This window comes from Paenibacillus crassostreae (assembly GCF_001857945.1).
Classification (GTDB): domain Bacteria; phylum Bacillota; class Bacilli; order Paenibacillales; family Paenibacillaceae; genus Paenibacillus_AQ; species Paenibacillus_AQ crassostreae.
Genome location: NZ_CP017770.1, coordinates 4,316,013 through 4,329,138, shown reverse-complemented (window position 1 = coordinate 4,329,138; position 13,126 = coordinate 4,316,013). Strand labels below are relative to the sequence as shown.

Genomic DNA, 13,126 nt, shown 5'->3' with positions numbered 1-13,126 from the left:
GAACAACCAGGCTGTATTTTGTAACATTATTGGATTATTAGCGACGCAATCCGAGTTTTTCAATCAAAGTACTGTAACGTCTAACATCCTTATTCTTCAGATACTTCAACAACTTACGACGTTGTCCAACCATCTTCAACAATCCACGACGAGAATGATGATCCTTCTTGTGTGCCTGGAAATGGCTAATCAGGTTCGTAATGTTCTCCGTAAGGATAGCTATTTGCACCTCTGGTGATCCAGTATCGGACTCATGAGTTCTGTGCTCTTCGATCAATTGGTGTTTACGTTCTTGAGTTAATGCCATCCTATTCACCTCCTTCAATTATAATCGCCACTAGCCTCGTTACCGTTGGTGAGATCGAGCAACCAAGCTAAGGTTATACTACTTTGTCTCTAAGACGTTACCTAGTATAGCATACCTGTCTATAGAAAGTAAATGTCCTATTCATAACTCATACTTAAGACATTAACAACTCTTCGGCCTGCTTGGCATCTGCCTGAATCTGTTCAATCAATTCCTGTATTGATGGGAATCTACGCTCTTCGCGTAGGAAATGGACAAGCTCTACTGTTAAATGCTCACCGTACACATTCTCGTTGAAATGAAATAGATGAACTTCATAACTTGGAGCAATAACATTGTCATGAAAAGTAGGTTTAACCCCTACATTCATAACACCTGGAATCCATTTTTGATGAACATATGCACGAACAGCATATACCCCTTTTGCAGGGATCACATAACGATCATCTAGTTTTAGATTCGCAGTCGGAAACCCAATGGTGCGACCTCTTTTTTCCCCATCAATAACAATGCCTCTGATCTTATAATTCCTACCAAACAAATGATTAGCAGACTGTAAATCACCAGATTGAAGCGCTCTACGAATACTTGAACTGCTTACCTTCTCACCATCAAGTAGATAAGGTGGAGCAACTTCCACATTCATGTTGCCACTACCCAATTCACGTAGCATAACTACATCTCCAGCCCCCAAGTAGCCAAACCGGAAGTCGAAACCAACAACAACTGTATCAATATCAAGTGGAAGAAGTACATCTGTAAAGAAATCTTGTGGACTAACCCGTGAGAATTCTTCATCAAACTGAGCGACATACAACGTGTCAATTCCCATATCTGCAAGTAATTCCTGTTTATCTCGTAGAGGGGTTAAATACCCTTCATAATTCCCCTTACCCATCACTTCTTTGGGATGTGGATTAAAGGTTACCACCGCAGAAGGTAGTTCTTTTTCCTTGGCCAAAGCTATAGCATTAGAAATTACACTGATGTGTCCTAGATGAATTCCATCAAACTGCCCTATAGCAACGACTTGTTTAGATTCCCTCTCAAGTAGCATTTCAGATGATAAGGGATATGATAAAAAAACCGTCTTCACTACTTTCTCACCTGCAATTCCGTTAGATAACCTGATTCTAATTGCTGTTACTACATAGTGGATTTTTACAAGAAGACTTTTATAGGAGCGATAGCGCCTGTCTCTTGTTGCCGTTGAAATATACCTAGAAATCTATGTTCATGATCATAGAGACGAATTGGCTCATCTCCAGTCACCTCTGGGCTAACCGATTTATATGAGAGCCTTTGCCCTTGGATCGCTGCATTGGTCTTGTCCTCAGATACCGTATGTGCAGATAAGTGGGGTATTGCCTGATCTACAGGAATCAAATGTGAATGTAGTGTTCCTTCATCCATATAGCGTTGAATATCATCAAAACTTAAGCAATGTTCTGCATTAATTCCCGCTGATTTCGTTCGCTCAAGCTTAACCATGACTGAAGGTAGCCCTAAAGCCCGTCCAATATCAACACATAGTGTCCGGATATAGGTTCCTTTTGAACACAGTGCACGAAAGGTAAGCTCAGGATGAATTCCATCCCATGAGCTATTAGTCATTACAATTTCATAGATGGTTACTTCTCGACTCTTGCGCTCCACTGTCTTACCTTCTCTAGCCAGCTCATATAATCTTTTGCCATCTACTTTCACAGCAGAGTACATAGGGGGGACTTGAGAAATAGTACCTTGGAATGTAATTAATACCTTCTCTACCTCTTCCTTAGAAATAGAGACGGAATCCACTTGCTCAATAATCCGACCCGTCAAATCCTCTGTGTCTGTAGCCAACCCAAGTCTCATGGTAGCAATGTATTCCTTGGGTAGTTCTTGCATGTATTCAACCACGCGTGTAGCGCGTCCTAGACACAATGGGAGAACACCTGTGACTTGAGGATCAAGTGTTCCTGTATGTCCAATTCGTTTCATTTTCAAAATACGACGTACCTTCGCTACCACATCGTGAGAAGTAAAACCTGCTGGCTTATATACAGCTAATATACCTTCGAGTTCACTCATAATAATTGATTCACCTGCTTAAGAACTTGTGAAATTATCTGTTCTAAAGTCCCTTCCATTCGACATCCTGCTGCACGAGCATGACCGCCTCCACCAAAGGATTGAGCCAATGCCCCAACATCAACACTTCCAGATGAGCGGAGACTTACTTTCACAGCATTATTATCGATGACTTTGAAGAGAATCCCTACTTCTACGCCTCGTATATTACGAGGGTAGTTTACTATGCCTTCTAAATCTTCATTAACTGCTTCACATTCCACCATATGTTCAGGTGTAATATAAACCCAACTAATTCGACCATCAGCTGACATTTCAAGCGTACTCAAAGCCTTAATCAATACTTTCATCTGAGAGGGAGTCATTTCTTCTAATAAGTTCTCAGATAGCATCGGACCATTCACACCATAACTGAGTAATTCAGAAGCCATCCCCATGACTTTGGGAGTCGTATTGGAATATCGAAATCCTCCCGTGTCCGTAAGTATTCCTGTATATATAGCTGTGGCAGAGGCTTGCGTCCATTCCACAGAGAATTTATTAATCAAATCATATAATATTTCCGCTGTTGCCGCTGCATCACTCTTAATCAAATTTACATGTCCATAACCATCATTGGTTGGATGATGATCCACATTTAGGATTTGGGCATCCGTGGCAAAAAAATGCTTCGTTAACCCAACCCTTTGAAAATCAGCACAATCCACACAAATCACATGCTTAAACATGCGATCTGGTGGATTCATTTCCATGTTGATGATCTTATCACTTAGCATAAGGTATTTCATACGCTGCGGAATATGACCTTCATTTATAAGAGTGAATTTCTTCCCTAGACATGAGAGAAGCCAGCCCACAGCTACCGTGGAACTGACTGCATCTCCGTCTGGTTGAACATGCGACACTACAAGAAAATCATCATGTTTGAGCAAAAATTCTTTTGCAACTTCAAGTGATTGTTCATAGGTCTGCATTGCTGTCTCCTTTTAAACCATCATTAAAGCTTATTGGTTCTTCTCAATTTCACCTAGCAGCTTCTCAATGTGACTACCATATTCAATTGATTCGTCAATTTTAAAGAATAGCTCTGGTGTATGCCGAAAACGAATTCGTTTACCAAGCTCTGAACGAAGAAATCCATTTGCCTTATCTAGTGCAACAAGGGTCTTCTTCTTCTGCTCTTCATCACCAAGTACGCTAAGATACACTTTTGCTTGAGCAAGATCATTCGGAACTTCGACCCCAGTTACAGTTACGAAGCCAATCCGAGGATCCTTCAGTTCGCTTTGAATGAGCACACTCAATTCTTTCTTAATCTGCTCACTAACACGCCCTGTACGGATTTTTGCCATATTTAATCACCTCTCTACTTACGTTCCACCGTTTCCATGATGAACGCTTCAATAACGTCGCCTTCTTTGACGTCATTATAGCTTTCCAAAGTTATACCACATTCATAACCTTGAGCAACTTCTTTTGCGTCATCTTTAAATCTCTTCAGGGAATCAATCTTCCCTTCATGAATAACGATGCTATTACGAACTAGGCGAATTTCTGCATTTCTTGCAATTTTACCTGAAGTAACCATACAGCCACATACCGTTCCTACCTTGCTAATTGTGAATACGCTACGAACTTCAGCATGACCGATAATTTTCTCTTTGAATATCGGATCAAGCATCCCCTTCATCGCTTGTTCAATCTCTTCAATAACATTGTAGATAACACGATGTAAACGGATGTCAACCTTCTCTTGTTCTGCTGTAGCAGCCGCTTGATGATCTGGACGAACATTGTATCCAATAACAATCGCATTAGATGCTGCTGCAAGAATGATATCAGATTCCGTAATGGCACCCGCGCCACTATGAAGTATTTTAACGCGAACGCCTTCTACTTCAATTTTCTCAAGTGAGCCCTTCAATGCTTCGACTGTACCTTGAACGTCACCTTTGATGATTACATTAAGACCCTTGATCTCGCCATCTTTAATGTGTTGGAATAGATCGTCCAACGTTACGCGTACATTGCTACCCATTTCACTTTGACGTTGTGTAATTGAACGTTTCTCAGCAATAGAGCGAGCTTTACGTTCATCTTCAAACACCATAAATGGATCTCCAGCTTGCGGCACTTCAGTCAATCCTGTAATTTCGATAGGTGTTGACGGTCCAGCTTCCTTCACACGGCGTCCTTTATCATTGACCATGGCACGAATACGTCCAAAGCAGTTACCAGCAACGAAAGCATCTCCAACACGAAGAGTACCATGTTGTACTAATACTCGTGCTACTGGACCGCGCCCTTTATCAAGCTCAGCCTCAATGACAGCTGCACGTGCGCGTTTATCAGGATTAGCTTTATATTCATTCATTTCTGCTACAAGCAGAATCATTTCAAGTAATTCTTCAAGACCCATCTTTTGTTTCGCAGATACATTTACAAATATAGTATCTCCGCCCCATTCTTCCGGAACTAGACCGTATTCAGTTAACTCCTGTTTTACTTTATCAGGATCAGAACCCGGTTTATCAATTTTATTCACAGCAACGATAATCGGTAATTCTGCTGCTTTTGCATGGTTAATGGCTTCCACTGTTTGTGGCATTACTCCATCATCTGCTGCAACAACGATAATCGCAATATCAGTAATTTGAGATCCACGAGCACGCATAGCTGTAAAAGCTTCATGACCCGGTGTATCCAAGAATGTAATTTTCTTACCATTATTCTCAACTTGGTAAGCACCGATATGCTGTGTGATACCACCCGCTTCTCCACTTGATACATTCGAAGAACGTATAGCATCAAGCAAAGTTGTTTTACCATGGTCAACATGCCCCATAATAGTTACTACTGGAGGACGGGATTTCAAATCAGCCTCATCATCAACTTCTTCAACCGTTTCGAAACGATCATCTTCAACTGCAATCTTCACTTCAACTTCAACACCAAATTCTGCAGCTAATAGAAGAACAGTCTCAATATCCAACTCTTGGTTGATCGTTGCCATTACACCCATCGTGATTAGCTTCTTGATAACTTCTGATGCATCCTTATGAAGAAGTTTAGCAGACTCACCAACAGTCATTGCACCACGAACGATAATTTTCTTAGGTGTATTATCAATTTTCTCGCGGACTGGGTATTGAGCTTTTCCTCTACCATTATTTCTTCCACCACGGTTATTTCTGAAGTTACCACCTTTGTTGTCATCGAAACGCTTAGATCCATTATTGTTAGATCTATTCTTATTTGCTCCTCTATTGTCGCCTTGTGAGGAGGTAGTAGTACGATTCGCCGTTTGAGTCCCTTGTTGAGAAGTAGGTCTTTGTCCACCTTGCGAAGAAGCTGGTCTAGATGGTCCACCAGCACCTTGAGGTCTTTGTGACCCTGCGTTATTGTTACCTTGTGCTCTTGGAGCACTCGTAGTACTTTGAGTTCTTGGAGTGCTTGTGTTACTTTCAGGTCTTGACGTTACTGAAACATTAGTGTTATTCGAGTTATTATTCATACCTACCTGCTTTTCAAGTTGTTTTTTTGTTTCAACTGCTTCCGTTACAGTGTTTTTATCTGATTGAGTATCAGCCACCACGGTCCCTTTTACCGCAATCTCATCCTTCTTGACAGATGAGGTTGCTGCCACTGCATGTTGTTCTCCGCTATCTCTTTTAGCAGCTGCATTGGACTTAATGTTCTTAAAGAACTGTTCTACCTTAGAAACTGAATCAGTCTCCATTACACTCATATGGTTATTCACAGGAATATCTAAGCGCTTCAATATTGTAATAATTTCTTTACTACTCATATTAAGAGACTTAGCATACTCATAAACTCGTAACTTTTCTTGTGCTTTGTCTTGTTTAGTCAATATACTCCACCTCCGACATTGTCTCCATTGATTTGGAGATCATTTTCGCGAATCCTTGATCCGTAATTGCCAGCACAACACGATGTGGTTTCCCAATACTTGTGCCCAGACTTTCCCGGTCATATCCGATCACCAGAGGGATTTTGTATGTTCCGCATTTGTCACGAAACTTTTTTTGTGTATTTGGTGAGGCATCGCAAGCTATAATGACCAGCTTAGCTTCTGAAGAACGAATAGTTTTGAGCACGATTTCATCACCTGACACTACTTTTCCTGCACGCATCGCAAGACCCAGACGAGAAAGCGTATTATCCATCATTGGAATTCTCCTTCATAACAAGAAATTCTTCTTCAGCAGCGACGAAATCATCTGCCAATTGTTCGTATATTTCTGGCTTTACATGATGTTTCAACGCACGATCCAATGATTTATTCTTTTGCGCCAACTTAAAGCAAGAAGCCTTACCACACAAATATGCTCCACGACCTGACTTCTTACCTGACAGATCTATAAGTACATCATCATCTGGCGTCTTCACAATACGAATAAGTTGTTTCTTAGACATCATTTCTTGACATGCCACACATTTTCGTAAAGGTACTTTTCTTGACTTCATAACTGTCCCTCCGTCCTAATACGTAAAAATTAATCGACAGAGACTGAATCTTGAGGTAACTCGTCTACGTATGTTTTGGTTCTCCCGAATTCCTGTTCTGCTTGAGTCTCACTCTTGATATCAATTTTCCAGCCGGTCAATTTAGCAGCGAGTCGTGCGTTCTGTCCTTTAATACCAATGGCAAGAGACAATTGATAATCAGGTACGATAACTCGTGCCATCTTCTCAGCCTCAAACACTTCTACTTCTAAGACTTTTGAGGGACTAAGCGCATTTGCAACGTACTCTTCAACTTGATCGGAGTAACGAACAATATCGATTTTTTCCCCACGCAATTCATTTACAACCGTTTGAACTCGAATACCTTTAGGTCCTACACATGATCCTACTGGATCCACTTCATCATTGCGAGAATGCACAGCAATCTTAGAACGGAAGCCCGCTTCACGTGCAACTGAACGAATTTCAACTACTCCATCAAAGATTTCTGGGACTTCCAATTCAAAAAGACGTTTCAGCAGACCAGGATGCGTACGTGATAACATGATCTGAGGGCCCTTAGTAGTATTCTCCACCTTGGTAATATAGCCTTTAACCCGTTCTCCATGTTTAAACTTTTCATTGGGCATAAGTTCATTTAATGGAAGTAAAGCTTCTACCTTACCTAGGTCAATATAGACGTTCCGTGGATCTTGACGTTGAACAGTTCCAGTTACAATATCTTCCTCTTTGTCTACAAAAGCGTTATAAATGAGCCCACGTTCTGCTTCACGAATACGTTGAGTAACTACTTGTTTTGCCGTTTGTGCAGCAATACGACCAAAGTCACGAGGAGTAACTTCTATCTCTGCTATATCCTCTAATTGGAAGTGAGGATTTATATCTCGTGCCGCAGGAAGTGATATCTCTGTTCGAGGGTCTAATACTTCTTCTACAATTAATTTACGAGCGAAAACTTTAATAACGCCAGTATTGCGGTTCATATCTACTCTTACATTCTGGGCAGTATTAAAATTACGTTTATAGCTCGATATTAGTGCAGCCTCGATCGCTTCAAACAATACATCTTTACTAATCCCTTTTTCTCTTTCTAACTCATTCATTGCTTCAATAAATTCCATACTCATCGGGATTCAGTTCCCCCTTTCTCTACCTTACTTCTAAAAAATAATGGCCAACCTAGCACTTGCTACTTTTTCATATGGAATATGGTGTTGTTTCTTACCCATTTGGATCACTAGTACATCTTCCTCAAACGCAAGAAGGCGGCCTTCAAATTCCTTGAGACCGTCCAGTGCTTCGTATACAGTAACAAACACATCTTTGCCAACGGCCTTCGAAACATCTGTACTTTTCTTTAATGGTCGTTCCGCTCCAGGAGACGATACTTCCAGGAAGTAAGCATCAGTAATTGGATCATTACTATCCAACTGTTGACTTAGATATTCGCTAACTAAGCCACAGTCATCAATATCAATACCGCCTTCTTTGTCCACATAAATACGTAAGAACCAGTTCTTCCCTTCCTTAACGTATTCAACATCAACAAGTTCGAAGTTATGCTCTTCCATAAAAGGGTGGATCATTTCTTCTACGATACTTTTTATCTTAGGTGTGATCAAAGACTATAACCTCCAAGACTTTCATTATCCTATATACCAAAGAGTAAAGAGTGGGTTGCCCCACTCTTTACACAACGGTTATCTCTTCATAATTGCTACTCAAAATTATAACATAGTCTGGCAACACTGACAAGTATCTGCCCTTGACTACCCCTATCTAGACTGCCTCTTTTTACACTGAGATTATCTCATGCAATGCTTGTGCTTTTTAACACTCCATCTCAAGTATCTTATTGTTTCACTCTAAAACAAGGAAAGTTGATTGCTTTCAGGTAACCCCCGGAAGCAACCCATTTGCGTAAGTAGTTCAATAATTGTCTTACTCGCTTTTGATTTTTGTTGGAAATCTTCGATCGACAAGTATTCCCCACTCTCACGGGCTGCAGCGATATTACGGGCTGCATTATCACCTATTCCTGGCATCGCTGAGAATGGAGGAATTAGAGAGTTTTCATCAACTATAAACTTTGTAGCATCTGAACGATATAGATCAATACTTTGGAAAGTAAACCCACGTGCCGTCATTTCTAATGCCATTTCAAGAATAGCTAACATGCTCTTCTCTTTCGTCGTCGCTTGGAATCCTTTTTGTTCGATAACCTCGATTTGACGATATATTGCCTCATACCCCTGACAGCAAAGTTCGATGTCGAAATCCTCAGCACGTACGGTAAAGTATGTTGCGTAATATGCAATCGGATAATATAGCTTGAAGAAGGCCGTGCGCACAGCAGATATGACGTAAGCCGCAGCATGCGCCTTTGGAAACATGTATTGGATTTTGAGACATGAATCAATGTACCAAGTTGGCACCTTGCATTTCTTCATCTCTTCTATCCACTCTGGTGTTAACCCCTTACCTTTACGTACACTTTCCGTAATGGTAAAAGCCATTCCAGCATCCATTCCAGCTTTATATATCAAATACAGCATGATATCATCACGACAACCAATAACAGTTTTAATATTACATGTACCATTCTTAATTAACTCCTGTGCATTTCCAAGCCATACTCCCGTTCCGTGAGATAAACCTGAAATTTGAAGTAAATCGGCAAAAGATGTTGGCAATGATTCAATCAACATCTGACGCACGAACTTCGTCCCCATTTCAGGGATACCATAAGTGGCCACAGGAGTTCGAATTTGTTGAGGTGACACTCCTAGCGCATCTGTAGAATGGAACAAGCTCATTACCTTAGGATCATTCATTACAATACTTGTTGGGTCAACCCCTGTTAAATCCTGAAGCATTCTCATCATCGTTGGGTCATCATGACCTAGAATATCCAGTTTTAATAAGTTAGATTCAAAAGCATGATAATCAAAATGAGTTGTCATCCATTCTGCTTTGGTATCGTCTGCTGGGAACTGAACTGGCGTAACATCTTCCACATCCATGTAATCAGGGACAACTACTATTCCACCTGGATGCTGTCCAGTACCTCTTTTCACACCTGTAAACCCTGCTGCAAGACGACTCAACTCAGCACCACGCCATTTTTTCTGATGGTCTTCTTCGTATTTCTTGGTATAACCAAATGCTGTTTTCTCTGCAATTGTACCAATCGTCCCTGCACGGAATACACATTTATCCCCAAAAATTTCTTTAGTGAAATTATGAGCGATCGGTTGGTATTCACCAGAGAAGTTAAGGTCAATATCGGGGACTTTATCTCCCTTAAATCCAAGGAAGGTCTCAAACGGAATATCCTGGCCCTCGCCCTTTAGCTTTTCCCCACACTGCGGACAGACTTTATCAGGAAGATCGAATCCACTTGGAATGCTACCATCAAGGAACCATTCGTTATACTTACACTCAGCATTCTTGCAAAAATAATGAGCTGGTAGCGGATTAACCTCGGATATTCCCAGAAATGTTGCAACAACAGATGAACCTACGGAACCACGTGATCCAACCAGATATCCATCATTATTCGACTTTTTCACAAGTCGTTCCGATATCAAATAGTTCGCTGAGAACCCGTATTTTATAATTGGCTCCAGTTCTTTCTCAAGACGTTTAGTTACGACTTCAGGTAAATCTTCTCCATAAAGACTCTTTGCCGTATCATAACATGTCTTCCTAATCTCTTCGTCTGCACCTTCGATAATCGGTGTATAAAGTTTGTCAGGGAATAATGGGAAATCTTCGAATTGATCAGCAAGTTCCACCGTATTGGTAACTACAACTTCGTATGCCTTATCTTTACCTAAGAAATCAAATTCCTCAAGCATTTCATCCGTTGTACGAAAGTGGGCATCTGGTTTACGCATATCCTTTAATGGGCTGAAGCCCGTAATACCATGAATAGCAATATCACGATATAGCTTCTCACGGGGTTCAAGATAATGGGCATTCCCTGTTGCTATTACGGGTTTATCCAACTTTTCACCGATTTGGCAAATCGTCTTCAAGGCAGCTTTTATCTCCAAAGCGCTTGCAACGAATCCCTTATCAACTAAATGCATATACATCGTCAACGGCTGGATTTCAAGAACATCGTAAAATTGAGCGATATCTTCTGCTTCTTCCAAAGACTTGTTCAAGACAGCTTCGAAAAATTCACCCTTCTCACATCCTGAGATAATCAGTAAACCTTCTCGAAGTTCTACAAGTTTCGATCGTGGAATACAGGCTACTCGCTTGAAATATTGCGTATGAGACAGTGATATCAATTTAAATAGATTCTTTTTACCAATTAAATTCAATGCATATATTTCACAATGAAATGGGCGAGTGTTGGATAAATCTTTACCGACATAATCATTGAGACGATCTAACATCGTGATTCCCTTCATCTTTTCTGTATCGACAAGAAGCCCATTCAGAATACCTGCTAATGCAATCGTATCATCGATAGCACGGTGATGACTCTCTAATAACACTTTATATTTATCTGCCATCGTATTCAATCTATGATTCTTCATTGTAGGATATAATAATCTCGCCAATTCTAGCGTATCTAAGACTGGATTGGGCATTTCCGGCAAACCATATTCCTTTAAGGACGCTTGAATAAAACCAATATCAAATCTAGCATTATGTGCGACAAGTATTCCATCTGCAGCGAATTTAACGAACTCGTGTAAGACCGGTTCAAGATCAGGAGCATCTTTTACCATCTCGTCCGTTATATTCGTAAGCTGTTGGATATGGAATGGAATCTTCTCATGTGGATTAACAAATGTCGCATACCGATCGATTTCCTTACCCTCTTTAATTTTCACTGCAGCAAGCTCAGTGATATTACTGTGTGTTATCGATAGTCCAGTCGTTTCTATATCAAATACGATATAAGTAGCACTTTTGAGATCAATTGGTTGTGGTTGGAGAACAACCGGAATAGCATCATTCAATACATTAGCTTCTACTCCATAAAGCATCTTTAATCCATTTTTTTTAGCAGCTTTGGATGCTTCAGGAAAACTTTGAACACCACCATGATCTGAAATACCAATCGCAGTATGTCCCCATTTCGCTGCTGTCTTAATATATTTATCGATAGGCGTGATAGCATCCATCGTACTCATCGTTGTATGCAAATGGAATTCTACCCGTTTCACAGGCGCTTTATCTTTGCGTTCAGGTGGTGCTTGTACCTCATTCAAATCTGATGGAATCATCACTAGTTCAGGGATTTGCATGAATCGGTCGAATTCTACGCGACCGCGCGCTTTTACCCATTTACCATTCTCCAATTTACTTAATACTTTAACATCATCTTTTGTTTTGGCGAACATCTTCATCTGCATGGAATCACCAAAATCAGTCAAGTTAAACATATACAACGTACTACCATTACGCAGCTCTTTACTATCTAGACCAAATATCGTTCCCTGGATCGTTACTTTCTTCTCTTCATCTTGAATATCTTGAATAGCAACAGGTTGTTCTTTAATATCATATCCAACATGTAGGCGTACATCATCTGAATCCTCTTCAAAGCTATTGCTTTCAAACTCAATTGCCGAGATCATATTCTGAACGACTTCTCGTTCTTCTTGAATTTTCTTTTGTTCAAACTCTTTTAAAGCTTCCTTAGCACTATCACCTACGGCGAATTTAACATGAAAGGGAAGACTGAAATAAGTAGTAAAAAATCTTGTAATTGCTTGATCAATTTGTTTCTTCTTAGCCAATTCTAAAGATGTAGCATCAGCTAACGTCAATAATAATTGCTCACCATCCATACTATGAATTGCACGATTCATCCATCCGTTTACAGAAGGAATCTCTCGATGTACCCAATCTACAAACAAACTCCAGTAGGCATCAATAATATCTTTAACCTCTACAGAGTTACTATATTTAAACACAAAAGAAATCTTAGCAATGTGTTGCATTTTTTCTTGAATTTTCAGACAGAATGCACGATATATTTCACCGGGTACAATGGTATCTTTTACAATACTTATGATCCACTCTTGAGAACTCCGGTTAATTTCGACTTGATCAATGTAGCCGTCCATAAAATAAGGGTTCATTATTCCCGGTGGTACTGCGCCTTGTTTCATTAGAAGTTCAAATCTCTTTCTTTTATCTTCCACACTGCTCATTCTTACTTCCCCCTTACCACCTAACCTTAGACTTAGACTCTTGTAGAAACGAAAAGCTTCTGTATACAAAAATGTA

General features: G+C 40.3%; 11 protein-coding genes. All 11 read right to left on the bottom strand.

Translation table 11 applies throughout. The features are described from left to right. Nucleotides 1-37: 37 nt before the first annotated feature. Nucleotides 38-307 carry a 30S ribosomal protein S15 gene (rpsO, locus tag LPB68_RS20085; RefSeq protein ID WP_068655650.1) on the bottom strand — a complete coding sequence of 90 codons (270 nt, stop codon included), beginning with the start codon at nt 305-307 and terminating at the stop codon, nt 38-40. Nucleotides 308-461: 154 nt separating this feature from the next. Then, nucleotides 462-1,403 (bottom strand): bifunctional riboflavin kinase/FAD synthetase, encoded by a 942-nt coding sequence (locus LPB68_RS20080; protein ID WP_068655652.1) that lies wholly within the window; start codon nt 1,401-1,403, stop codon nt 462-464. Between the two features lie 65 nt (nt 1,404-1,468). Beyond that, on the bottom strand, nt 1,469-2,380 hold the full coding sequence (gene truB, locus LPB68_RS20075; protein WP_068655654.1) for a tRNA pseudouridine(55) synthase TruB: 912 nt from the start codon (nt 2,378-2,380) through the stop codon (nt 1,469-1,471). Continuing rightward, nucleotides 2,377-3,354, bottom strand: coding sequence for a DHH family phosphoesterase (locus LPB68_RS20070; RefSeq protein ID WP_068655656.1), 978 nt, complete (start codon nt 3,352-3,354; stop codon nt 2,377-2,379). The genes truB and LPB68_RS20070 overlap by 4 nt, the downstream gene beginning before the upstream one ends. A 30-nt stretch (nt 3,355-3,384) precedes the next feature. Further along, nucleotides 3,385-3,732 (bottom strand): 30S ribosome-binding factor RbfA, encoded by a 348-nt coding sequence (gene rbfA / locus LPB68_RS20065; protein WP_068655659.1) that lies wholly within the window; start codon nt 3,730-3,732, stop codon nt 3,385-3,387. Nucleotides 3,733-3,746: 14 nt separating this feature from the next. Further along, on the bottom strand, nt 3,747-6,251 hold the full coding sequence (infB, locus tag LPB68_RS20060; RefSeq protein WP_068655661.1) for a translation initiation factor IF-2: 2,505 nt from the start codon (nt 6,249-6,251) through the stop codon (nt 3,747-3,749). Beyond that, complete coding sequence (locus tag LPB68_RS20055) at nt 6,244-6,567, bottom strand: L7Ae/L30e/S12e/Gadd45 family ribosomal protein (protein WP_068656653.1); 324 nt, start codon at nt 6,565-6,567, stop codon at nt 6,244-6,246. The genes infB and LPB68_RS20055 overlap by 8 nt, the downstream gene beginning before the upstream one ends. Beyond that, on the bottom strand, nt 6,560-6,868 hold the full coding sequence (gene rnpM, locus LPB68_RS20050; RefSeq protein ID WP_068655662.1) for an RNase P modulator RnpM: 309 nt from the start codon (nt 6,866-6,868) through the stop codon (nt 6,560-6,562). Before rnpM ends, LPB68_RS20055 begins: the two co-directional genes overlap by 8 nt. A 29-nt stretch (nt 6,869-6,897) precedes the next feature. Continuing rightward, nucleotides 6,898-7,995, bottom strand: a complete 1,098-nt coding sequence (gene nusA / locus LPB68_RS20045) for a transcription termination factor NusA (protein WP_068655664.1) — start codon at nt 7,993-7,995, stop codon at nt 6,898-6,900. A gap of 33 nt (nt 7,996-8,028) precedes the next feature. Then, nucleotides 8,029-8,490, bottom strand: coding sequence for a ribosome maturation factor RimP (rimP, locus tag LPB68_RS20040; RefSeq protein ID WP_068655666.1), 462 nt, complete (start codon nt 8,488-8,490; stop codon nt 8,029-8,031). A 243-nt stretch (nt 8,491-8,733) separates the two neighbouring features. Continuing rightward, the gene (locus tag LPB68_RS20035; RefSeq protein WP_068655668.1) at nt 8,734-13,050 is read right to left on the bottom strand and encodes a PolC-type DNA polymerase III; all 4,317 of its coding nucleotides are present in this window, start codon (nt 13,048-13,050) and stop codon (nt 8,734-8,736) included. Nucleotides 13,051-13,126: the final 76 nt, after the last annotated feature.